A 23,051-nucleotide genomic window follows, 5' to 3' on the forward strand; every position below is an offset into this window, starting at 1 on the left:
CGATGCCGAATGCAGCCAAACAGACCTTGTTCCTTTACTCGACCACCGTTTCCGACGTGGGCACGGTCCGCAGCAACAATCAGGACTCCTCGTTCGCCGGGGAACGCCTGATCGCCATGTGCGACGGCATGGGCGGCCATGCCGGTGGCGATACCGCGTCCACGATCGCGATCCGCTCGCTCGCCCATATCGAACAGGATGATGAGCAGGGCAGCGTGGAAACCGTGGCGAAGATGATGGAAACCTCGGTGATGGCTGCGCATGACGCGATTGTCGGCAAGGCGAAGCGTGAGCGCAAGCTTGCCGGCATGGGCACGACCGTGGTCGCGGTCGCCCTGGTGTCCGGATACTGGGTCCTGGCCCATATCGGCGATTCGCGCGCCTACCTGCTGCGCGACGGCAAGCTGTCGAGAATGACCACGGACCACAGTTACGTGCAGCACCTCATCGATACCGGCCGTATCACCGCCGCGGAGGCGCGCAACCACCCGCAGCGCAACGTGGTCATGCGGGTGCTGGGTGATTTCGACATCGACCCCCATCCTGATATCGCCATCTGCCGGGCGCATCCTGCCGACCGCTGGCTGCTGTGCTCGGATGGCCTGTGCGGCGTGCTTGAGGATTCCACGATCGAGGAGATGCTCGGCACGGTCTCCGACCAGGAGGAGTGCGCCCAACGGCTGGTATCCATGGCGTTGAAGGCCGGCAGCACGGACAATGTGACCGCGGTCATCGGCGATGCCACCCTGGCGTTGGACGCCGATGCCTTCGACCTGCCGCACCAGACGCCGCTGGTCGGCGGCGCCGCCAGCGCCAGCCTCGAGGCAATCGCCGACATCATGCACAAGCCGGTCGCCTCCGCCCCGGTGCTGCGCGCCGGCAAGAACTCCCCCGCCCAGCGTGCGGCCGCCCTGATCCAAGGGGCGGGGCGCGGCAAGCGCGATGACGACGCCCAGCAGGACCAAGGCCCGCAATCACGGGTCGCGCAGCCGTCCCAGGTGCGTGAGGAGAACGGGGAAATACCGAATACCGATACCGGCGAGATCCCCGTGGTGAAGAAGCGTGACGGGCGGGTGTCCGCCGATCCGAACGATCCCGAAGTGGCGAAAGCCATCCAACGTGAGCAAGCGCAGCAGAACCGGGTGCACCGTAAGCGCCGGCACCTGTCGCGGCTGGGTATTACCGCCGTCGTCATCCTCGCGCTCGCCGCGATTGTGGGATGTGCGTTCGCCGGGTATCGCTGGAGCCAGACCAAGTATTACATCGGCGAGCATGACGGCGTAGTGTCGATTTACCAAGGCGTGCCGACCAATGTGTTCGGCGTGGAGCTTTCCCACGCGGTCCAGGACACTGATATCAAGGTGTCGTCCCTGCCGCAGTCGTGGCGTGACCAGCTGGCCCAAGGCATTACCGTGGACAGTCTGGACGAGGCGCGCAGCCATGTCAAGCTCATCGAACAGGAGATGAAGAGCTTCAAGGAAACCGAGAAAGCCAACAACAAGGGCACCGATGACGCGGGCGACAACAAGGCGAGCCCTTCCGCGAGCCCCTCTGCAAGCCGGTCGGACAGCTCCTCGGCGAGTCCGTCGGCGGCTGCGCCTTCGGTGCGCGCTCCTGTGCCTTTCCGGCTGCCGGTGCCTGCCATCACCGGGGTGGTGATCGGATGATTGTCACCCGTCTGCGCCAGATGTCGTTGCTGCTGCTCGCCATGGGAGTCAGCTTCATCGGCTTCTTCCAGATGTTCGAACGTACGGCCGGGACGTTCCCGCACGAGTATGTGGTGCCGCTCGGGGTTGTCGCGTTCCTGTTCCTCGTGTTGTGGGCCCTGCTGCTGAAGTTCCAGCCGTATGCGAGCCAGTCGATCCTGCCGTGCACGCTGCTGCTCACCGGCATCGGTATCACGCTGATTGCGCGCATCGACCAGCAGAAAGGCTCGCACGCCGGTTCCCGGCAGCTGGTGTGGCTGTGCACCGCGCTGGTGCTGTGCGGCATTCTGGTGGTGTGTCTTCGTGATTACCGTGTGCTCAGACGTTTCTCGTATGTGAGCATGGTCGTCGGTATTGCGCTGCTCCTGTCCCCGATGATCCCGGGGCTGGGCAGGACAATCGGTGGCGCGCGCATCTGGATCGGTATAGGCTCGTATTCGTTGCAGCCGGGCGAGTTCGCCAAGCTGTTCCTCGCGTTCTTCTTCGCGGCCTACCTGTTCGACCATCGCGACCAGCTCGCGGTGGGCGGCAAGAAGGTCCTGGGGCTGCAGCTGCCGCGCATCAAGGACCTGGGGCCGATCATGGTGGTGTGGGCGGCCTCGATGGGCGTGCTGGTGATCCAGCGTGATCTGGGAACGTCGCTGATGTTCTTCGCGATGTTCGTGTGCATGCTGTATGTGGCTACCGGTCGGAAAAGCTGGATCATCATCGGTATCATCGCGTTCGCCGCGGGGGCTGTCGTCGCCAGCCGCATGTTCGCGCATGTGGACAATCGTATCGACGCGTGGCTGCACCCCTTTGACGCGAAGGTGTATAACCGTCCCGGTGGCTCGGAACAGCTGGTGACCGGCCTGTTCGGCCTTGCTTCCGGCGGCCTGATGGGCACGGGTCTCGGCCAGGGGCATCCGAGTCTGACGCCGCTGGCGAATTCGGACTTCATCTACTCGTCGGTCGGCGAGGAGCTCGGGCTGACCGGCCTGCTGGCGGTGCTGGCATTGTATATGGTGATCATCGCCTCCGGTCTGATCACCGCGATGAAGATCAAGGATGGTTTCGGCAAGCTGCTCGCCTCCGGCCTCGTGTTCACGATGGCGGTCCAGGTGTTCACCGTGGTCGGCGGCATCACCCTGGTCATCCCCCTGACCGGCCTGACGCTGCCGTTCATGGCGGCCGGCGGGTCATCGCTGGTCGCGAATTCCATCCTGGTGACGCTGCTGCTGATCATTTCGAATGCCGCCAACAAGCCCGAACCCGAATTGACGTCGGATACCTTCCAGTATGAGGCGCTGGCGGTGCTGCGCGACCATGAGCTCAAGGAGCGTGCGAAATCCGCGGCGGAAGCGGCGAAGAACAGCGCGGCGCGGCGCGGGCACGGTCTGCACGCCGCCCATGCCGACCATGCGGGCGGCAACGACCTGACGGGTAGCGACAACCAGACGGGCAGTAACGACCAGACGGAAGCCATCACGCCGCAGACCCGTGAGGACCGTGGCGACTGGGGCGACTGGCAGGATTGGCAGGACGACGGTGAAGCGCCTGACCCGATGGAGACCACCAGCCATCTGCCGGCGGATGATGTCGACGCCCCTGCCGCCGCCGATGAGCCTTCAGGCATGCATCTTGACGTCCCGCCCATCCCCCCGATCCTCCCGGTGTCAGGGCCGCGCTCGGTGAAAGGAGGCGCACGTTGAACAAGAATCTCAGGCAGATCTTCACGGTGGTCGTCATCCTGTTCGTCATTCTCGGCTGCTCCACCACAGTGTTCACCGCGTTCCGGGCCAATGAGCTCAACGCCGACCCACGCAACCGCAGGGCGTTGTACTACCAGTTCGGCGCACCCCGCGGCTCAATCCTCTCGTCCGACGGCACGGTGCTCGCGAAATCCGACCCTTCGAATGACGCGTTCTCCTATCAACGGTCATATGCCAAGGGGCAGGAATACGCGCCGGTGACCGGGTTCTTCTCGATCAGCCAGAACGCCGACCGCGGCATCGAAGCCTCCCGTGCAGCGTTGCTGAGCGGAACCGCAAGCGCGCTGGCGGTGCAGAAATTCAAGGCGCTGCTGACCGGCACCGAGAACAAGGGCGCCTCCATCGAGACGTCCATCAACACCAAGCTGCAGGATGTCGCGTATCAGGCCCTGACCAGCCAAGGGTATGACGGCGCCGTCGTCGCCATCGTGCCCAAGACCGGGCGGATTGTCGCGATGGTCAGTACGCCGAGCTACGACCCCAACGTGCTGGCCCAGCATGACACCGCAAAAGTCAACAATGCGTACGCGGCGTTGACTTCCGATGCGACCAATCCGATGCTCAACCGCACGACGTCGGAACTGTACCCGCCGGGATCCACATTCAAGACCGTCGTCGCGGCCGCTGCCCTGGAAAGCGGCAAATACCAGGCCGATACCCAGATTCCCGCCGGCAGCGCCTACACCCTGCCGAATACGGCCACCCAGCTGACGAATACGACCACGGCGGCGAACGGCACCAACGGGCAGATCTCGCTGTCCGACGCCCTCGCCTACTCGTCGAACACGGCGTTCGCCCAGCTGGGTGTCGCGCTCGGCGAGGATGCGATCGCCGAACAGGCGAAAAAGCTCGGATTCGGCCAGTCGATCATCGTGGATGGCTCATCCTCCACCGGCAACCCGATGAAAGCGGTCGCCTCGACGTTCCCGTCGAATATGGCCGCGGACAAGCTGGCCCTCGCATCCATCGGGCAGGGTGACACCTTGGAGACACCGTTGCAGAATGCGATGATCGCCGCGGCCATCGCCAACGGCGGCACCCTGATGCAGCCGACCTTGGTCGACCGTGTGCGTGCGAGCGACCTGTCGACGATCTCCGAAACCAAGCCGACGGTGATGTCCCAGGCGATGAGCTCCAACACGGCCAGCACACTGACCGGCATGATGGAAAGCGTAGTCGCCAAGGAAAGCCCGACCCTGGCGATAGATGGAGTCCAGGTCGCCGCGAAAACAGGCACCGCGCAGATCGGTACCGGCAACCAGTCCAACGACGCATGGGTGATGGGCTTCGCACCCGCGGATAACCCGAAGATCGCCGTCGCCGTGGTGATACATAATGTCAATGCGTTCGGCGTTACCGCCGCTGGGCCGGTCATGAAGCAGGTGATGGAGGAGGCGTTGAAGCAGTGAGATTGATCGAAGGGCAGCTGATTCATCGCCGCTACCGCCTGGATTGCAGACTCGCCCAAGGAGGCATGGGCGAGGTCTGGAAGGGCTACGACATCCAACTGGGGCGCCCGGTGGCCATCAAGGCGTTGCGCAGCGATGCGGCGAACAGCGAGGCGAAGCTGCGTCGGCTGCGTGCTGAAGCGCATAATTCCGCGAACCTGGCGCACCCCAATATCGCGGCGCTGTTCGAATATTACGAGCATGACGGCATCGGGTTCCTCATCATGGAATACGTGCCCAGCAAATCCCTGGCGGACATCTACCACGAGCAGGGCGCGATGGACCCCATGGAACTGCTGCCGATCCTGATCCAAGTGGCGCGTGGCCTGTTCGTCGCCCATTCGCATGGTGTGATCCACCGCGACGTGAAGCCGGCGAACATCATGGTCTCCGATGATGGTGAGGTGAAGATCACCGATTTCGGTGTGTCATACTCCACGAACCAGGAGCAGATCACCCAGGATGGCATGGTGGTCGGAACAGCGCAATATATCTCCCCGGAGCAGGCGCAGGGCAAGCAGGCGACCGCCCAATCCGACATCTATTCGCTTGGCGTCGTCGCCTACGAGGGGTTGTGCGGGCATCGTCCGTTCACCGGGGCCACGCCGGTCGATATCGCGGCGGCCCATGTCAATGAGCCGGTGCCTCCCCTGCCGGATTCCATCGACCTGCAATTGCGGCAGTTCGTCATGTCGATGCTTGAGAAGGATCCGCGGGACCGTCCGAAGGACGCGTTGGTGGTGTCACGCACGCTGGCACGCATTGAACGCAGGCTGATGGACCAGGAAACCAAACTCAGCGATGACACGACCATCGTGCCATCCCGTGGTCGTCTGCCGCGTCGTGTGAGCAGTACGCCGCATATTGAGGCGACGGGCATGGCCGGCCTGCCTGACGTGCAGGAACCGAAGCAAGTGTTCATTAGCGGGAGCGATGAGCCGAGGACCGTGAGTTCGACGTTCCGCCCGCAATGGAAGGAGCAGCAATGAGCAGCAGTGTACCCACTTCGTTGGCGAACGGCCGATACCAGCTCGGCCAGCTCGTTGGCAGAGGCGGCATGGCAGAGGTGCGCGTGGCGCTCGACCAGCGTCTGGGACGCACCGTCGCCATCAAGATCATGCGCTCTGACCTTGCCAATGACGAGATCTTCCTCACGCGGTTCCGGCGTGAGGCGCATTCCGTGGCACAGATGAACAACCCGAATATCGTGAACATCTACGATTCGGGCGAGGAGACCATCGTCAACGAGGGCGGCCAGACCGAGCGCATCCCGTACCTGGTGATGGAGTACGTCAAGGGCCAGACCCTGCGCGACATCATCAAGGCGAATGGCCCGCTCAGCCAGCGCGACGCCGAGCAGGTGATGCTCGGGGTGCTCAATGCGCTCGAATATTCGCATCGTATGGGCATCATCCACCGCGATATCAAGCCCGGCAATATCATGATCTCCGACCAGGGCGTCGTGAAGGTTATGGATTTCGGCATCGCGCGTGCGTTGGATGATTCCGCGGCCACGATGACCCAGTCGCAGGGCGTGGTCGGCACCGCCCAATACCTGTCCCCCGAGCAGGCCCGCGGCGAGACCGTGGACATGCGTTCCGACCTGTATTCCGCCGGCTGCGTGCTGTATGAGATGCTGACGGGCCGTCCGCCGTTCACCGGCGATTCCGCGGTCGCCATCGCCTACCAGCATGTGTCCGAGGCGGCCACTCCCCCAAGCGCCGTGGTCCCCGGCCTGCCGAAGATGTGGGACAACATCTGCGCGAAAGCCATGGCGAAGGACCGACAGAACCGGTATGCGACAGCCACCGAGTTCAAGAACGACATCCTGACCTTCATGAACGGCGGCGTGCCGATCGCGGCCACATTCAACCAGCTGACCGATCTGGCGAACAACAGCGGGCGTCGTCGTGCCGAGGAAACCCAATTGCTCAACCCGACCCAGCCGGTCACCACGCAGACCAATCCGGTGATGACCAATCCGGCGATGGCGGTCACGACGAACCCCTTCGCCGAACCGGAAGGCGAGACCCGCGCCCAGCAGCGCGAGGCCGAGCAGCACAAGAAGAAAAAGCGCATCGTCATCGCCGTGATCGTGTCGCTCGCGGTGATTGCGGCGATCTGTGGCGTGGTGTTCGCGTTCATGCATTCCAAACAGACCGAGATGGTGACGGTCCCGACATTCTCGTCGTCCACCACCGAGGCGGGCGCCGAGGCGAAACTCGAGGCTGTGGGGCTGAAAATCAAGGTGGAGACCGATACGGATTCCACCGAGCCGAAGGGCACGTTCACCAAGCAGTCCCCCGCAGGAGGCAAGAAGGTGGCGGCCGGTTCGACGGTCAGGGTGTGGTTCTCGGCAGGGCCGTCAACGGGCACCGTCCCCGATGTGAGCGGCAAATCGCAGGATGACGCGCGTTCTACGCTGGAAGCCGCGGGCTTCAAGGTCGCCGCGAGCACGCAGACCGAGGACAGCGACACGGTGTCCAAGGACAACGTGACCCGCACCAGCCCGGCGGCCGGATCCAAGCAGTCGAAGGGCACGACCATTCTGCTGTACATCTCCTCGGGCATGACCAAGGTGCCTGACGGTCTGGTCGGCCAGTCGAAGGACACGGTGCTCAAGACCCTGCAGGAGCGCGGATTCAACACGTCGGTCGAGGAGGAGAACTCCGACACCGTGCCGTCGGGCGCGGTGACGCGTCTCGACCCGGTCCCCGGCACATCCATCGAACAGGGGTCCACCATCAACGTATACGTGTCCAAGGGCAAGGAGCAGCTGACGGTCCCGTCGGTGGTCGGCGCCACGTACGCGTCGGCGAAGTCGACGCTCGAGGGGCTCGGGTTCACGGTGTCCAACTCCTCGCAGAACGCGAAGGACACGGATATCGTCACGGAGCAGAGCCTGACCGCCGGAACCCAGGCGGATAAGGGCGCGGCGATCACGCTGACGACCAAGTCCTCGTCATCGTCGTCGAGTACGTCGGCGTCGCCGAGCGCCGGTTCGTCCTCTACTGCTACGGATAGCAGCGCCACAGGTGGCCAAGCTAGTCACCAGTGACCTGTAGGGAAATAAGCAGCGGCCCGGAACATCATCTGGTGTTCCGGGCCGCTCGCATTTTGGGGGTTGTTGGTGTGGGCCGTTTGTGCGGGTTGTTATTTGCGCAGCCGTCCCCTTTCCCAAACTGGTTACGCTGGCGGCGCGTTTTGTGTAGCGAGATTATGGAATCGCTGTCTGGGGTGTGCGCTGCAGACTATCGACGAGTCGGCGCTCGTGTTTTCGCGGGAGTTTAGTCCGAATATGCGAATTCGGCGAAATCTCCCGATTCGGGCTCCAGAGGCGATGTTGGGGAACCGCAGGATTTCAACGTTTCTGTTGGGAGATTATCCGCAGAAGTGCGCAGTCACGCAAAACTGCCATACCTCGGACGGGAGAAAACCCGCGGATTGCGGAACCCGCGAAGTTCTCCCGGAAACCGTCCGGGAGGATGACGTCTCGGTGCGCCACCGGTGTCGGCGTTTGCGATCTCGAGGTGCAGGCGTCCCGGCATGATGCCCGTCGCAATTCCGCAATCTGCACCAGGACTGCCGAAGTCTCAATTTCTCGCACCTGCCGCCTGATTCGGAGAGATATTCAGCCCCGGTCCTCAATGTCTCGATGATTTCGACATTTCGCGGAGATATGGAAAAATGGCGGTTGGGGCGGTCGATGATGTCCCCCGGTCTGCGGCGACGGCGTTTGAGGGCGCCTGCTGCTCGCTATCGCGGCGGTTAACGCTGCGGCGGCAGACGGTTGCGATTCGCGACATCCCGACGCGCTTGCGAATCGTGATACCAGGTGGCGACCCCGCAGGAACAGGGAGTCATCCACCAACTTCTGGGACATGACCTTGGCTTGCCGCACACTCATTTCGCCGCCGCGCGAACCCACCGCTACGCGCGAATTCAACGGGTCTTCATGATTTTCGGCTGACGGCCTTTCGCCTTCTCCACCGCGTTGGTCTGGCCGCATACGGCGAGCCAGTTGGCCAGCAGCCGGTAGCCGTCCTGGGTCATCACCGATTCGGGGTGGAACTGCACGGCGTACATCGGCAGGCTGCGATGCTTGACGCCTTGGATCGTATGGTCATCCATGGCCCGCGCGGTCACCACCAGGTCGTCCGGCAGGGAATCCGGCTCAATCGCCAGCGAATGGTAGCGGGTTGCGGCCATCGGGTTCGCCACGCCCGCGAAGATCTCGTCATCGATATGCTCGACCTGGCTGGTCTTGCCGTGCATGATGGTGGGGGCATGGTCCACGGTCGCTCCGAAGACCTCCGCCAGCGCCTGCAGACCGAGGCACACCCCGAACATCGGCGTGCCGGTGGCCTCGCACAGCCGGATCATATCCTCGCTCGCACCGGATTGCGCGGGCGTGCCGGGCCCGGGGGAGATCAGCACGCCGTCATACCCGTCGAGCACGCCCGCCCCGGACGGGTCGATCGCGTCGTTGCGCACGACATCCACGGTCGCGCCCAAGGTACGTAGATAGCCTACAATCGTGTAGACGAAGGAATCGTAATTGTCGACGACCAGAATATGCGCCGAATCGGTCATTGCCTCTCCTTACCGTGTTGCAGCCACGTGTTGCAAGTCATCTTACACAGCTACATAATTCGACATCTGCTGGAGTGCCGGTATGGTGGACGCCGCCCACGGGTATACCCACTGGAACAGCGCCGCCGTCGCCGCGACGGCGAGCAGGGCCAGCAGGATGATGCGTACCGGCAGTACGCCGGGCTGGAGGCGTGCGATACCGCCGTAGATGCTGGCGTCCGGCTTCTGGCGGCGTCCCTCACGGATGGCGCGGCGAACCGGCCACCGCCATACGATCGCCGCGGCGACGAACAACACCGCGTACACGATAAGCGCCCACTGCACCACCGGTTCCAGGGAGTCCAGCTGCGAGGCGACCGACTGTTTCGGGGTGCTCGAGAAGCTCACCGATCCGGAGGCCCCATCCCCCGCGAGTTCCGCCGGGATGCCGTCGGAGACCTTAGCCCAGTACGCGAACTCGGCGTACGCGATCCAGCGGTGGGTCGGCGTGGAATACCGCGGGTTGCAGGTGGTCATGGTCAGCATGCGCTTGGTGGGCGCGCTGCCGGGGCTATCCGGGTTGGAAGCGACGACTTCGGTCTCGGTCGGCAGCACGACCAGATGCCTGGTGTACCGGTACACGTACCAGTAATCCTGGGTGCGGATGATGACCGCGTCGCCTTTCTGCAGCAGATTGATGTCGGCAAGCGGCGAGCCGTAGCCTGCGCGATGCCCGGCGAACGCGAAGTTGCCGATCTGCCCGGGCATCTGGCTCTCCTCGTAATGGCCCATACCATGCTTGTTGAGCTGTTCGAGGCTGGTGCCCTGCACGATATTGCGCACCCACTGGTTGCCGAACCGCGGGATGTACACTTCGGCGACCAGCTCGCCCTCATTGGCGCTGGTCGGTTCGACGGGCGGGTCCCCCGCCTGTGCTTTGGCGACGGCGGTCGTCCCGTCGCTTTCGGCGGGTTGCGTCCACGAGCTGGTGGCCGCCGTGCGGGTCTGCGCCTGCTCATGCTCCGATTGGACGCCGGTCCACCAGAACAGCCATGCCACGTACAGTCCGCAGATGATGGCGGCGGTGATCAGCAGTTCGGCGATGATGCCGACAATCTGCCAGCCCGCGCTCAGTTTTCTGCCGCCCGGGTTCGCGGTGTATGCGGGCCCGGCTTGCGGGGTGTTCGTTTCGTTCATGGTCTGCTCGTTCCGGTCTGGTGGTTGGTGACGGGTGCCTGTCCTGTGCCTATGGGTTCAATCATTGTCGGATGCGCCCGAATCCTGGTCGCTTTGGCTGTCAGCGTTACCTGTGTCGGTGACCGTCGCGTATTTCAGCGGCTGCAGCAGCAGCGGCGATTCGGGGAATTTCAGGCTGTCTTTCTCCTGGACGTTCCAGCCGAGGCCGAACGCGCTGACATACTCCTGGTAGACCTGTACGGCCTGCGAGTTCTCCAGCGAGTCAAGCATATCCTCGGTGGGCCCGATGGCGGAGATCGTATACGGCGGCGAATACTGCTTGCCTTGCAGCATCAGCACGTTGCCGACGCATACCGCGGCGGAGTTGGAGAGCACCCGCTGGTCCTGGATCATCATCGCCTCGGCGCCGCCCGCCCACAGCGCGTTGACCACGGCCTCGATATCCTGCTGGTGGATGACGTAGTCGTTGATGTTCGAGGTCGAGCCTGAATCGTTCACCATGGTCTTCCACAGGGGCGAGTCGTCGAGCGTCACGGTGACGCCCGGGCCTTCGACCGCGGGCAGGACGGTGCCGGAGCCGGCGTCTTCGCTGTTGGTGGTGCCGTTGGTGTTGCCGGAGAGTTTGTTCAGGGTGTTGACCTGCGAGTTGAGTTCGTTGACTTCGCTGCGCAGCTTCTTGGCGCGTTCGACACGCTGTTCGACCATCTGCGCGGTATCCGAGGTGACGGTCGCGGTGCGGTTCACGCGGATATTGGTGGCGAGCAGGAAACCGGTGAGCGCGACGATGACGAACACGGCGATACCGCCGAGCGCGGAATGCCGTACTCCGTGTTTTCCGGTGTGTTTGCTCATGTCACCTCCGCCGTGTCCGCTGCTTTCGAGTGTAGCCGCTATGATGACTTTTAGCCTATTGAATGGAGACAATGCACATGGCTGACGAAGAGCTGCACGAAACCGACGAACAGCCGGTTGACAACGTGTCGGACGCCACCACGTCCAATGACGGAACGCGCGACGATGACTACGACATCCCGATGAACGAGGTCGAAGCGGTACTGAACGCCACAGCTGACAAGTCGACGCTGACCCCGCAGATGCAGCGCATGATGAAGCGCCAGGCGGAGAACACCAAGCGCGTCGAGGAGAGCATCAAGAGCGCCAAGTCGAATCCGGGGTGGTTCGTGCCGGTGTTCTGCGCGTTCATGATTCTCGGCCTGGTGTGGGCCGTGGTGTACTACCTGACCGGCTCGTACCCGATCCCCGGCATCGGTGCCTGGAATCTCGCCATCGGCGGCGGGCTGATCATGATCGGCTTCCTGATGACCATGTGGTGGCGGTAAGCTATCGCATCCTACCCGATCTGGTTGCGCTGAATCTGGTTGCGCTGAATCTGGTTGCGTGTGCGGCCTGCCGGCGTAACCAGATCGGCAATCCGCAGACGGACGGCGCCGATCGGCGGTACCGCAGCTTGGTATCGTGGCGAGGTATCGCGGTGCCGTGCTACGACCACGCATCACGCCTTGGCGCACACGAACGCGGTTTTCCTGCCTGACATGGTGGTCAGGAATATGAATGTATCCCCACCGTCGGCGATGTGATAGCGTTTGCGCACCTGCGCCACGCTCGCCGGATAGTTGCGCACCGCCACATTGGCCCGGCTGATGCCGTGGAGCGTCCGCTTGACGGGCCCGTACGCCCTGATGGCGAATCTGCGCCCCGGGAAATCGGCGATTGGTGTGTCGGATACGAACAGATGGCTGTTGCGGTCGACGGGCCTGACCGCGAACCGGGCGGCGAGCACGTCGAAGCATCCCGCCTTCATCAGGGATGCGTTGGGTTCGTACAGGTATGCTGGCTGTCCGGCTGCCGATGGCTCGTCATGGCCCGTTGCTCCCGCCTCCCGTGCTTGCGTCTGGCGGAAGCTGAACACGGTATCGTCGTCGGCGCAGACAACGAGCGGATCGATGTCTGTGGTGGAATCGTTTGTGGTGGAGTCGTCTGTGGCGGTCTTGCCCGCAGCTGTGCCGTTGTCCGCGCGGATGACCAGCAGCAGTTCCTTGCACTCGTTGTGCACCGACACGATATGCACTTCGGTGACGGTTGCGCGGGTCGGTGAGGCGGCGAGGGCGCCGGTGCAATCCCGGACCGCCTGATGCCAGTCGAGCATGGGAGAGAGCTTGATGATGACGGTGGGGGCGAGGGCGGTGAGTTGCGGCAGGATGGCCAGCATGTCCGGCGTGCAATCGGCGATGGCATAGGTGCGCGAGCCGTGGGCGTCGCGCCGCGCCGGGTCGGCCATGATCAGGGTCGCCGGCGGCAGCCCGCCGAGTACGGCGGTGGCATCCGCGTTGAGGTATCGGGCGTGGTCGAGGCCGAGCGCCTGCATGTTGTGCCGGGCGAGTCCAACCAGTTGCGCCTGGCGTTCGATGTAGATGGCCTGGTCGAAGGCGCGGGCCATGAAGGAGAAATCGACGCCGAACCCGCCGGTGATGTCGATGAGCGTGGTGGGGTGCGGCGCGTCGGCGGTGAGGCGCTTGGCGAGGGCGGCCTTGTATTGTGCGGCGGATTGCGACGAGCATTGTTCCATCGCCAGATGCGGGGGATAGATGATGCCCTCGCATGCCGCCCATTGGGGGAGTTTGGTCCGTGCGCGCTGCCAGCCTTCGATCTGGTCGAGCGCGAAGGGCATGTCGACGTCGTCCTGATGCGCGTGCAGTGCCGCGTCGCGGACGTCGTCGTTCCTGTGGGAGGCGATGAACTGTCGTGTCGGCTCGTTGAAATCCATGCCGTCATCATACGTGGTGGGATGCGCCCGGATGACTGCGATGGGGGTGCAAGCAGCCGAATGGATTGTCCACCAATTGTGGATAAGTGGACAACTTGGTGGACAAGTTGTGGGTAACACCACATCTAGGGGTGGACACGTGACGGCACCACAAGAAAAATCTATCGATAATCGATGGATATTGAAAATGTGGATAACTATTTGTGCACATCGTCCACACTTGAAAATGCTTGGAAACGCACGTGTTGTGGATATGTATGTGGATAACTCGCGTTGCTATCCACGGGTTATACCCCACTTATACCCAAGTTATCCACCGCCTTGTCCACAGATGTGGAAAACTACATCGGTGTAATTCTCTTCTTGGGACAATCCTGGACAATCCGGAACGCTCCGAGGCGCCAATGCCGGATTCCTGCCGGGCTACCGGATGGCAATCGGCTCGCCGTGCGCCCATGGAGCCGCACTGCACACGGATGCCGGGCGAATCCGCCCATGAGCCGGCGATATCCGTCCGTCATGTGCCTGCCGTGTCCCACTACAGGCCGGTACCGGCCTCACTGCCGTGCCAACCGGCCGTACCATGCCGCGGTGCGACTGACGAGTCACACCACGCCGGGATTACGGCATGTCAACGTGCTGCCTGAGGCGACGCCCTACGCGATTGCCCTGCGCAATCACCTTCCACGGCCGCTACCGCGCCACAGGGTGCCTTGCGATCGCTACGCGATCCGCCCGATCGGCGGGACGCACAGCACCAGGACCGCCACGAGAACGACCGTGATAGCCGACGCGTACACCCACATGCGCCTGGAGAACGGCTGCCGACGCAACGCCGGGACCCCGTCCACCAGCAGCCAGGTCAGCAGCCCGCCCACAAGGAAGCCGCCGACATGCGCCTGCCAAGCGATATTCGGGATGACCATCGGCATCGCGAAGTTGATGGCCATGCACACCAGCATGGATCGAATATCGGCGCCCATCCGCCTGAATACGATGAGCAGCGCCGCGAACAGGCCGAAAATCGCGCCGGACGCGCCATACGCCGCCATCAGCCAGTTGCCGGTGATACGGCACCACAGGGCGACGCCCACGGCTCCGCCGAACCCGGAAACCAGGTACAACGCCAGAAAACGCCAGTGGCCGAACATGCGTTCCAGCACCGGCCCGACCGACCAGAGCGCCATCATGTTGAAGCCGACATGGAAGATCGACGTGGAATGCAGGAACATCGAGGTCAGCCAGGTCCACGGATGCTCCACGGCGGTGATGGGCATGAACATCCCCGAGCCGAGCATCGAGGTGAACAGTGCCGGGAGCGTGTGCTGGAACAGGATCTCCAACAGCCATATGACGACACATACCACGGTGATCGCCGCGGTGATCACCGGTCCCCCGCTGCGCCACTGCGCATCGATGGACCGCCGGTCGAGGGTAACACTGCCAATTCGCATGGTCCCAACTGTAACGCCGGCAGATGCGTCTGCGGTGTGAATATGCTTGCAGCGGGGTGCTCTTGCCGCTCTTCCACCCAATCGTCACAAACGGAGTCTTACTATGGTAAGCAGAGTTGACTTGGATGGGCAGGTCACCTGGTACCTGAAAGGAGCCGTCATGGAGCAGAAGTCTTCTAACGGTTGGAAGTTCTTTGCGCTGCTTTTCGGAGCGCTGCTCGCCGCTGTCGCGGGTATGTACATCTACAAGCAGCAGAACCCGGACTACGACCCGTGGGAGGAGCCGTGGGAGAACAGCTCCTCGCCGGTCGACCTGGGGCTTGACAAAGCCGATGGCGAGGCTGGCGACGAAGCCGACGAGGCTGCCGCCGAACCTGAGCAGGCCTGATCCGGCCGGCCGCACGGCAACCGATGCCAGGCGGGCCTGTGCCCGTTGAGGCACATGGTGCGCAGCATATGCAGGGACGTTCCTTACGGGGCGTCCCTGCTGTGGTATTGGGCCGGGGCCGGCTTGGGCGTGTCGTTTCATGCAAACGATTGCTTCCAAACTGGCGTTCCACCCATGAACCGCGCGGGAACGGGCTTTCCCCAATTGTTAATCCAGTAAACACAAAGAAGGTTTGACGCCATGCCCCAGCCTGATTGCGCATGGTTGAGGGGGTGATGATAATATCACCTCTGAGAACGTATGCAGAAAGGGGCGCACTGCGCTTGTCAGGCCGTGCCGATGCCGACACTTTCAGGCATAATGGTTCTTGGAATAGGTTCCGTCAAAGGGAGTCAGATAATGACCGAAATCACTGCACCGAAGTCTTCGCTTACTTCCGGTGAGTTCACCGACGAGATTCGCGAGCAGCTCAAGTACACCCAGGGCGTGACGCCGGAGCAGGCGACCGCCGCCGATGTGTATGTGGCCACCGCTGCTGCCGTGCGCCGCCACCTCGTGGATTCCTGGATGAAGACCCAGCACGACATGGTCAACGGCGACACCAAGGCCGTTGGATACCTGAGCGCTGAGTTCCTCATGGGCAAGCAGCTGGAGAACGCGCTGCTGAACGCCGGCCTGACCGAGCAGTTCGAAGGCGCCATGAAGGAGCTGGGCTTCGACACCAAGGACGTCATCGACGCCGAGTATGAGCCGGGCCTGGGCAACGGCGGTCTTGGCCGTCTCGCCGCCTGCTACATCGATTCTCTCGCCTCCATCGGCGTGCCGGCCTTCGGCTACGGCATCCGCTACCAGTACGGCATCTTCAAGCAGGAGTTCGACGAGAGCGGCAAGCAGGTTGAGACCCCTGACTACTGGCTCGTCAACGAGGAGCCGTGGGGCCACGTCGATTACAACCGCGACCAGCGCGTGAACTTCGGCGGCGAAGTCGTCGAGGAGAACGGCAAGCGCGTGTGGAAGCCGGCGTGGGCTGTCCGCGCCGTCCCGTGCGACTACATGGTTCCGGGCTACAAGTCCGGCCGCGTGAACACGCTGCGCCTGTGGACCGCGAAGTCCTACGACGAGTTCGACCTGCTCACCTTCAACAAGAGCGATTACCTCGACGCCGTGATCCCGAAGGTCGAGGCCGAGAACATCTCCAAGATCCTCTACCCGGAGGATTCCACCCCGCAGGGCAAGAAGCTGCGCCTCGAGCAGCAGTACTTCTTCGTCTCCGCGTCCATCCACGACGCGATCCGCGTGTTCTACCCGGGCGAGAAGAACCCTGACCTGACCACGCTGCCGAACAAGATCGTGTTCCAGCTCAACGACACCCACCCGGTGATCGGCATCCCGGAGCTCATGCGCGTCCTGATCGACGAGTACGGCTACGACTGGGATACCGCTTGGTCCATCACCAACAAGACCTTCAACTACACCTGCCACACCCTGCTTCCGGAAGCTCTGGAAGTGTGGCCGGCCTCCCTGATCGGCGAGCTGCTGCCGCGTCACCTCGAGATCATCAAGAAGATCAACGAGCAGTTCATGGCCGAGCTGAAGGCCAAGGGCGTTGCCGACGACCAGATCGAGCGCATGCGCATCTACACCGACGGCAAGGACGCTTCCGTCCGCATGGCGTACCTCGCCACCTACGGCGGCTCCTACGTCAACGGTGTGGCCGAGCTGCACTCCGAGCTGCTCAAGGACGTCACCCTCAAGGACTTCTCCTCCGTGTACCCGGACAAGTTCACCAACGTCACCAACGGCGTCACTCCTCGTCGCTTCATCAAGCTCGCCAACCCGCGCATGTCCGACCTCATCACCGAGGGTCTGGGCACCGACGCGTGGCTGTCCGACCTCGAGCAGCTCAAGGGCCTCATCCCGCTGGCCGACGATCCGGAGTTCGTCAAGAAGTTCGCCGCCGTCAAGCAGGCCAACAAGAACGACTTCGCTGCGTTCGCCAAGCGCAAGTACGGCTTCGACATCGACCCGAACACCATGTTCAACACGATGATCAAGCGTCTGCACGAGTACAAGCGCCAGGCCCTGAAGATCCTCGCGGTCATCGCCACCTACGCCGACATCAAGTCCGGCAAGGTCGACCCGGACACCCTGGTTCCGCGCACCGTGTTCTTCGGCGCGAAGGCCGCCCCGGGCTACTACCTGGCCAAGCAGACCATCCAGCTGATCAACAACGTGGCCCGCGTCATCAACAACGACCCGGCCACCAAGGGCAAGCTGCACGTCTACTTCCCGTGGAACTACAACATCGAGCTGGCCCAGAACCTCATCCCGGCCACCGACCTCGACGAGCAGATCTCGCAGGCCGGCAAGGAAGCTTCCGGCACCGGCAACATGAAGTTCGCCCTCAACGGCGCCCTGACCGTCGGCACGCTCGACGGCGCGAACGTCGAGATCCGTGAGCGCGTCGGCGCTGAGAACTTCTTCCTCTTCGGCATGACCGAGCCGGAAGTCTCCGCCTTGTACGCCAAGGGCTACGACACCAAGGGCCTGTCCCGCGAGTACTACGAGAAGGATCCGCAGCTCAAGCAGGCCATCGACATGGTCGCGGACGGCACCTTCTCCGACGGCGACAAGGACACCTACAAGGACCTCGTCAACGACTGGCTGAACAAGGATTACTTCATGACGCTCGCGGACTTCCGCGCGTACATGGACATCCAGGCCGAGATCGAGGAGACCTACCGCGATCCGATGAAGTGGGCCCGTATGGCTGTGCTCAACGTGGCCAACTCCGGCTACTTCAGCTCCGATCGCTCCATCGAGGACTACCTCGAGCGCATCTGGCACACCGGCGCCCTCAAGTAAGCGCCAGTGCCGGCCGGTATGGGCGTGAACGCCTGAACCGGTAGGGCAGTAGACCGGTAGATGCCGGTCGATCCAAAGAGGCGGAAGCACCGCGAATGCAGGGCTTCCGCCTCTTATGTTTCTGTGCGCGGGGGCAAGGGGCCGCCGCAGGAAGTGTTGTTGTATGGCCGCCCAAGGGCGCGTACAGGGCCGCAACAGGGCCGGTATGGATTAGTCTTGCGCTGAGTGCGGCGTGACGTGCAGGCGTGGCACAATGGGGGTATGCCGGTAATCAGGGAACAGGATATTGATAAAGGCCGTGACGGGCTGCAACAGTGGCGTGACAAGGCATGGGAGCTCGCCGCGCAGGACGACAGCGAGACGGGGCGTCTGGCCGTGTCACCGAATGATTTGCCGCGTCCGGTGTGGGCGTGGGCCGTGCGGTACTCACTGTATCTGTTGGAGCGCAAGGCGCCGGGGGAGGGCGTCGAAGTGCGTGTGGCGCCGTGGGGCGCCATCAAGATCCTGGACGGGCCGGCGTCTGACCCGCACAATCTCACGCCGCCTGATGTGATTGAACTCGATCCCGATGTGTGGCTGCGTCTGGCATGCGGCATTACCACGTGGGCCGAGGAAAAGCAGGCCGGCCGCATCAGCGCCGTCGGCGAACGTGACGATCTGAGCGGCCTGCTACCGCTCGTCTGAGCGTGCGTACAGTCCATGCAGAGTGGAAGCTACGGGACGATTGCGAGAACCCACGATTGCTTCGGTCGGCAATAAGCCCACGCTAAGACCTTCCTCCGCTCATCCCCTATCGCTCCGTCTGGGGTTGCATCAGCGGAGGAAGGTTGTTGCATCTTGCCGAGAGTAAGGGGATAAGAAAGGCAAGCGTCGCATACACAAGCCGGCTGTGCCAAGAGACCTCTTGGCACAGCCGGCTTGTGGGAACCAACGCGGATTGTCTGACCCGGGTCAGTACTTCATGCCCATGGCCTCGCGGACCTCGTCCAGGGTCTGCTCGGCGATTTCGTTGGCGCGCTTGTTGCCGTCGTGCAGAATGTCGCGGATCGAATCCATGTCCTTGGCGAGTTCTGCGCGACGCTCGCGATGCGGGGCGAGGAACTCGTTGACCGACTTGGTGACGTACGCCTTCAGGGCGCCGGCGCCGGCATCGCCGATTTCCTCGGCGATATCCTTCGGGTCGCGGCCCGTCACAAGGCCGGCGGTGGTCAGCAGCGCGGACACTTCCGGACGGTTCACCGGGTCATACGTCACCTTGCGCTCGGAATCGGTGCGGCTCTTCTTGATAAGCTTCGCGGTCTCCTCGGCGGTGGCGCCCAGCATAATCGAATTGCCGTAGGACTTGCTCATCTTGCGGCCATCAAGACCCGGGATTTCCGGGGCCTCGGACAGGATCGCGCTCGGCTCGGGGAATACCGGGTGCTTCTTCGCATACCGCTCGTTGAACCGGCGGGCGATAGTGCGCGTGATCTCCACATGCGGCAGATTATCCTTGCCGATCGGCACTACGTTGGCCTTGCAGAACAGGATGTCGCACGCCTGATGCACCGGGTAGGTAAGCAGCAGGCCGGTCAGCGCGTGGCCGGAAGCCTCCATCTCGGACTTCACGGTCGGATTGCGGTGCAGCTCAGCCTCGGTGACCAGCGACAGGAACGGCAGCATGAGCTGGTTTTCCGCCGGAACCGCGGAATGCGTGTAGATCATGGTCTTGTTCGGGTCGATGCCGGCGGCCACATAGTCAAGCACCAGGTTGAGCACGTTGTCCTGGATGTGCTCGGTGGTGTCGCGGTCGGTGATCACCTGATAATCAGCGATGATGATATTCGTGTTCACGCCCAGGTTCTGCATGGCGACACGCTCGCGGATCGAGCCGAAATAGTGGCCAAGGTGCAGGCGTCCGGTCGGCCGGTCGCCGGTCAGCATCGTGAACTTGCCCGGATTCTCCTTGAGCGCAGCCAGCGTCTCGTCCGAACGCTTCTTCGCGGCGAGGAAACTCGCGCTCATCTCGTTGCCTACAGCAGTCACTTGCTCATCTGCCATGACCATTCCTTTGCCTTGAAAGCCCAAGTAAAACTTGCTTTTATCGTAAAAGTCTCAGCAGACAACCACCACGTGCATAATAAGTGGTACTCTCTTATATGATGATTCAACAACTATAAGTATTGCAGGGGGTCAGATGGGCCGCGGACGTCAGAAGGCAAAACAGCAGAAAATAGCCCGTAAGCTCAAGTACCTGACTACCGATACCGACTACGATGAGCTCGCCAAGGAGCTCAATTCCCAGGAGCCGGGTACCGGTTCGTTCGATCCGTTCGCCGACGTCGAAGAGCAGTATGCGCATGAGTCGGGCGAGGGCACCAAGAGCGAGTCATCACCAGTTGATGACGATCTAGACGAATACGCCAAGTGGGCGGCGGAAGCGGCGGCGAAGGCCGCAAGCGACGAACTGCCGGTGCAGCATACGCCGGTCAAGCCGCATAAGCCGATCCATATGCCGCTGCCGAGTGCCATGAAACCGAAGTCGCATCCGAGTGACAAGCCGGCGAAGTAGAAGTAGCTGTAACTGCATCGGCAGCTGGTGCACGTAAGCCAGAGGGCTGGCGACGATACATAAACTCAGCACTACGCGAACTGACCGCGTCCGGCATATTCCGGGCGCGGTCAGTTGTGTTGTGGGCGGGACTTTGTGCCGGAACTGCCTGCCGGCGGATGAACTCCCGGATTTGGGTGGGAGATTATCGCGGATACGGCGTTTGGCGAATAAACTCCCGCTGAAGGCTTCTGGGCTGATTTTTCTGAATCGCGGAATTCCAACGTTTTGATTGGGAGGTTATCGTCCGTACAGCGGAATCGCGCCAAACTCCCGGGTTCTGCGTGGGAGTTTATCCGCGAATCATGGAATTTCGCTAAACTCCCGCGAAATCCGGGCAGATATTCGCTTATGACCCTAATGGACGTAAGGTCCCGCGCAGCCAAGTGGCAAACCATGCGCAGGCGTACAGTATTGGGGACAATATTGGAATCCCGCCACGGAACTGCCTTTTCCCTAGGTTCCGCCTAAAGTAGCGGCTATGACTAGTCTGCTTGAACACCCCCGTGGCGCCGAGCCCGGCAAACCCGGTGACCGTAGCGCGTTCTGGTTTGAAACCATCACCCGCCTGCCGGATGCCGCGAACGGCAAAGGGCGTGGCGGCGCGCGGTACGGGCGCACCGGTATCATCCACACCCCGCACGGCGACATCCATACGCCCGCGTTCGTGCCGGTCGCCACGCAGGGAGCGATGAAAGCCGTTCTGCCGGAATCCATGAAGCAGCTTGGCGCGCAATGCCTGCTGTCGAACGCGTTCCACCTGTTCGAACGCCCGGGCGAGGATGTGCTTGACGTGGCCGGCGGGCTGGCGAAGTTCATGAACTGGGACGGCCCGACCTTCACGGATTCCGGCGGATTCCAGGTGCTGTCGCTGGGCGCGGGCTTTAAGAAGACGCTCGCCATGGACGTGACCGGCATGAAGTCGGACGACGTAATCGCCGAAGGCAAGGAACGCCTCGCTTTCGTGGACGAGGACGGCGTGACGTTCAAATCGCCGCTCAACGGCGCGAAGCACCGGTTCAGCGCGGAAATCAGCATGGGAATCCAGCACAAGATCGGCGCCGACATCATGTTCGCGTTCGACGAGCTGACCACGCTCATGAACACGCGCGGATATCAGGAACGCTCGGTGGAACGCACGTTCCGATGGGCGAAACGCTGCGTCGCCGAGCATGAGCGGCTCACCCGGGAGCGGCTCGGCAAGCCGTACCAGGCGCTGTATGGCGTGGTCCAAGGCGCGAATTACGAGGATCTGCGGCGGCATGCGGCCGAGGAGATCGCCTCGCTGGACTTCGACGGCGTCGGTATCGGAGGCGCGATCGAGAAACGGATCATCGGTGACACGTGCGCGTGGATCTGCGACGCAATGCCGGAGAGCCGGCCGCGCCACGTGCTCGGTATCGCGGCGGTGGATGACATCTTCGCGTGCGTGGAGAACGGCGGCGACACCTTCGATTGCGTGGCTCCCGCGCGTTGCGGGCGAAATGGCGCCATTTTCACGCGCGACGGACGGTACAACATCAAGCGCGCCGCCAACAAGTTCGATTTCGAGCCACTTGAACAGGGCTGCGACTGCTACACGTGCACGCATTATTCACGGGCGTATGTCGACCATCTGCTGCGCGCGAGGGAGTTCAACGGCTTCACACTGGCGACGATTCACAACGAGCATTTCTTCGTGAAGCTGCTTGACGACATCCGCGCGTCGATTGACGGTGGGTATTTCGACGAGTTCCGCGACGAGACGCTGGCGCGATTCTACGCGAACGGGTCGCGCGGGTGATTGAGCGGGTCGCGCGGGTGAGCTGACCGAGCGGGTGATTGAGCGGGTCGTGTGGTGGCCGGATGATGCCTCAGGCCAGCAGTCTGCTGATATTTGCGTTGGCGACGCTGGAGACGGCGTTGGCGTTGATACTGGTTGGTGCATGCTGCGCCTGCCGACAAGATCAACGCCGGCCGGTGGGTGCTCTTTTGGGTGCCTCATTACAGTTGCTTCGCGGCGCCCGTCTGCGTGTTGACAGCAGCCGGCTGACATCTATGCTCACGACACGCCGATGATGCTAGCTTGCAACAGATGGTCAATCATGGTATCTTGTCTATTTGTCTGCGAGCGTGGCGGAATGGTAGACGCGCTGTCTTCAGGTGGCAGTGAGCGAATGCTCGTGAGGGTTCAACTCCCTCCGCTCGCACGAACAAAACCGGAGCTTCGGCTCCGGTTTTTGTTTTCCGGTGACTTTTCGCGCGTGTCGCCTCGAACTGAGGGGGTTATAGGCCAAAATATGTGTCTGGTGGTGG

Annotated in this window: 18 protein-coding genes and 1 tRNA gene; 12 read left to right on the forward strand and 7 right to left on the reverse strand. The window is 62.5% G+C overall.

The window, feature by feature from the left end; genetic code table 11:
- Positions 1-2 precede the first annotated feature (2 nt).
- From WD012_RS03180 to pknB, 5 genes are read left to right on the forward strand one after another with little or no spacing between them, the layout of a single operon-like run.
- Positions 3-1,667, forward strand: a complete 1,665-nt coding sequence (locus WD012_RS03180) for a PP2C family protein-serine/threonine phosphatase (RefSeq protein ID WP_339562349.1) — start codon at positions 3-5, stop codon at positions 1,665-1,667.
- The gene (locus WD012_RS03185; protein ID WP_339562350.1) at positions 1,664-3,397 is read left to right on the forward strand and encodes an FtsW/RodA/SpoVE family cell cycle protein; all 1,734 of its coding nucleotides are present in this window, start codon (positions 1,664-1,666) and stop codon (positions 3,395-3,397) included. Before WD012_RS03180 ends, WD012_RS03185 begins: the two co-directional genes overlap by 4 nt.
- Positions 3,394-4,866, forward strand: a complete 1,473-nt coding sequence (locus WD012_RS03190; RefSeq protein ID WP_339562351.1) for a peptidoglycan D,D-transpeptidase FtsI family protein — start codon at positions 3,394-3,396, stop codon at positions 4,864-4,866. Before WD012_RS03185 ends, WD012_RS03190 begins: the two co-directional genes overlap by 4 nt.
- The gene (locus WD012_RS03195) at positions 4,863-5,894 is read left to right on the forward strand and encodes a serine/threonine-protein kinase (RefSeq protein ID WP_339562352.1); all 1,032 of its coding nucleotides are present in this window, start codon (positions 4,863-4,865) and stop codon (positions 5,892-5,894) included. The genes WD012_RS03190 and WD012_RS03195 overlap by 4 nt, the downstream gene beginning before the upstream one ends.
- Positions 5,891-7,963, forward strand: coding sequence for a Stk1 family PASTA domain-containing Ser/Thr kinase (gene pknB, locus WD012_RS03200; protein WP_339562353.1), 2,073 nt, complete (start codon positions 5,891-5,893; stop codon positions 7,961-7,963). The genes WD012_RS03195 and pknB overlap by 4 nt, the downstream gene beginning before the upstream one ends.
- Before the next feature lie 884 nt (positions 7,964-8,847).
- Here the strand turns inward: pknB and WD012_RS03205 are convergent.
- From WD012_RS03205 to WD012_RS03215, 3 genes are read right to left on the reverse strand one after another with little or no spacing between them, the layout of a single operon-like run.
- Entirely contained in the window at positions 8,848-9,498 is a 651-nt protein-coding gene (locus WD012_RS03205) for an anthranilate synthase component II (RefSeq protein WP_339562354.1), read from the reverse strand.
- Between the two features lie 42 nt (positions 9,499-9,540).
- Entirely contained in the window at positions 9,541-10,674 is a 1,134-nt protein-coding gene (locus WD012_RS03210; RefSeq protein ID WP_339562355.1) for a class E sortase, read from the reverse strand.
- Positions 10,675-10,731: 57 nt separating this feature from the next.
- Positions 10,732-11,526, reverse strand: a complete 795-nt coding sequence (locus WD012_RS03215; protein ID WP_339562356.1) for a DUF881 domain-containing protein — start codon at positions 11,524-11,526, stop codon at positions 10,732-10,734.
- A 77-nt stretch (positions 11,527-11,603) separates the two neighbouring features.
- Between WD012_RS03215 and crgA the strand changes: the two genes are divergently transcribed.
- A complete protein-coding gene (crgA, locus tag WD012_RS03220; RefSeq protein WP_339562357.1) occupies positions 11,604-12,014 on the forward strand; it encodes a cell division protein CrgA in 411 nt (136 codons plus the stop codon).
- 11 nt (positions 12,015-12,025) lie between these two features.
- Here crgA and WD012_RS03225 read toward each other — a convergent pair whose 3' ends face one another.
- The 3 genes from WD012_RS03225 to WD012_RS03235 form a co-directional block, all read right to left on the reverse strand.
- Entirely contained in the window at positions 12,026-12,184 is a 159-nt protein-coding gene (locus tag WD012_RS03225; RefSeq protein ID WP_339562358.1) for a hypothetical protein, read from the reverse strand.
- A gap of 3 nt (positions 12,185-12,187) precedes the next feature.
- Positions 12,188-13,459: a THUMP-like domain-containing protein gene (locus WD012_RS03230; RefSeq protein ID WP_339562359.1), complete on the reverse strand. Its 1,272-nt coding sequence runs from the start codon at positions 13,457-13,459 to the stop codon at positions 12,188-12,190.
- A gap of 722 nt (positions 13,460-14,181) precedes the next feature.
- Positions 14,182-14,913, reverse strand: coding sequence for a rhomboid family intramembrane serine protease (locus WD012_RS03235; RefSeq protein WP_339562360.1), 732 nt, complete (start codon positions 14,911-14,913; stop codon positions 14,182-14,184).
- A 160-nt stretch (positions 14,914-15,073) separates the two neighbouring features.
- On the opposite strand from WD012_RS03235, the gene WD012_RS03240 reads away from it, so the two are divergent.
- The 3 genes from WD012_RS03240 to WD012_RS03250 all read left to right on the forward strand — a co-directional run bounded on the left by WD012_RS03240 (position 15,074) and on the right by WD012_RS03250 (position 18,850).
- A complete protein-coding gene (locus WD012_RS03240) occupies positions 15,074-15,301 on the forward strand; it encodes a hypothetical protein (RefSeq protein WP_339562596.1) in 228 nt (75 codons plus the stop codon).
- A gap of 399 nt (positions 15,302-15,700) precedes the next feature.
- On the forward strand, positions 15,701-18,166 hold the full coding sequence (locus WD012_RS03245; protein ID WP_339562361.1) for a glycogen/starch/alpha-glucan phosphorylase: 2,466 nt from the start codon (positions 15,701-15,703) through the stop codon (positions 18,164-18,166).
- Between the two features lie 261 nt (positions 18,167-18,427).
- Positions 18,428-18,850: a sterol carrier family protein gene (locus tag WD012_RS03250; protein WP_339562362.1), complete on the forward strand. Its 423-nt coding sequence runs from the start codon at positions 18,428-18,430 to the stop codon at positions 18,848-18,850.
- Between the two features lie 267 nt (positions 18,851-19,117).
- On the opposite strand, the gene trpS is transcribed toward WD012_RS03250, so the two are convergent.
- Entirely contained in the window at positions 19,118-20,206 is a 1,089-nt protein-coding gene (gene trpS / locus WD012_RS03255; protein WP_339562363.1) for a tryptophan--tRNA ligase, read from the reverse strand.
- A 136-nt stretch (positions 20,207-20,342) separates the two neighbouring features.
- On the opposite strand from trpS, the gene WD012_RS03260 reads away from it, so the two are divergent.
- From WD012_RS03260 to WD012_RS03270, 3 genes are all read left to right on the forward strand, one after another.
- Positions 20,343-20,717, forward strand: a complete 375-nt coding sequence (locus WD012_RS03260) for a DUF3073 domain-containing protein (protein ID WP_339562364.1) — start codon at positions 20,343-20,345, stop codon at positions 20,715-20,717.
- A gap of 520 nt (positions 20,718-21,237) precedes the next feature.
- Complete coding sequence (tgt, locus tag WD012_RS03265; RefSeq protein WP_339562365.1) at positions 21,238-22,539, forward strand: tRNA guanosine(34) transglycosylase Tgt; 1,302 nt, start codon at positions 21,238-21,240, stop codon at positions 22,537-22,539.
- A gap of 323 nt (positions 22,540-22,862) precedes the next feature.
- Positions 22,863-22,945, forward strand: a tRNA-Leu gene (locus tag WD012_RS03270).
- Positions 22,946-23,051 lie beyond the last annotated feature (106 nt).

The organism is Bifidobacterium thermophilum, assembly GCF_037482445.1.
GTDB lineage: Bacteria > Actinomycetota > Actinomycetes > Actinomycetales > Bifidobacteriaceae > Bifidobacterium > Bifidobacterium thermophilum_B.

Excerpts from the sequence above, each read along its gene's own strand:
- WD012_RS03235 (WP_339562360.1), bottom strand. The coding sequence starts at position 14,913 with ATGCGAATTGGCAGTGTTACCCTCGACCGGCGGTCCATCGATGCGCAG.
- WD012_RS03205 (WP_339562354.1), bottom strand. The coding sequence starts at position 9,498 with ATGACCGATTCGGCGCATATTCTGGTCGTCGACAATTACGATTCCTTC.
- WD012_RS03260 (WP_339562364.1), top strand. The coding sequence starts at position 20,343 with ATGGGCCGCGGACGTCAGAAGGCAAAACAGCAGAAAATAGCCCGTAAG.
- WD012_RS03230 (WP_339562359.1), bottom strand. The coding sequence starts at position 13,459 with ATGGATTTCAACGAGCCGACACGACAGTTCATCGCCTCCCACAGGAAC.
- WD012_RS03245 (WP_339562361.1), top strand. The coding sequence starts at position 15,701 with ATGACCGAAATCACTGCACCGAAGTCTTCGCTTACTTCCGGTGAGTTC.
- WD012_RS03215 (WP_339562356.1), bottom strand. The coding sequence starts at position 11,526 with ATGAGCAAACACACCGGAAAACACGGAGTACGGCATTCCGCGCTCGGC.
- WD012_RS03240 (WP_339562596.1), top strand. The coding sequence starts at position 15,074 with ATGGAGCAGAAGTCTTCTAACGGTTGGAAGTTCTTTGCGCTGCTTTTC.
- WD012_RS03250 (WP_339562362.1), top strand. The coding sequence starts at position 18,428 with ATGCCGGTAATCAGGGAACAGGATATTGATAAAGGCCGTGACGGGCTG.
- WD012_RS03180 (WP_339562349.1), top strand. The coding sequence starts at position 3 with ATGCCGAATGCAGCCAAACAGACCTTGTTCCTTTACTCGACCACCGTT.
- WD012_RS03185 (WP_339562350.1), top strand. The coding sequence starts at position 1,664 with ATGATTGTCACCCGTCTGCGCCAGATGTCGTTGCTGCTGCTCGCCATG.
- trpS (WP_339562363.1), bottom strand. The coding sequence starts at position 20,206 with ATGGCAGATGAGCAAGTGACTGCTGTAGGCAACGAGATGAGCGCGAGT.
- crgA (WP_339562357.1), top strand. The coding sequence starts at position 11,604 with ATGGCTGACGAAGAGCTGCACGAAACCGACGAACAGCCGGTTGACAAC.
- pknB (WP_339562353.1), top strand. The coding sequence starts at position 5,891 with ATGAGCAGCAGTGTACCCACTTCGTTGGCGAACGGCCGATACCAGCTC.
- tgt (WP_339562365.1), top strand. The coding sequence starts at position 21,238 with ATGACTAGTCTGCTTGAACACCCCCGTGGCGCCGAGCCCGGCAAACCC.
- WD012_RS03210 (WP_339562355.1), bottom strand. The coding sequence starts at position 10,674 with ATGAACGAAACGAACACCCCGCAAGCCGGGCCCGCATACACCGCGAAC.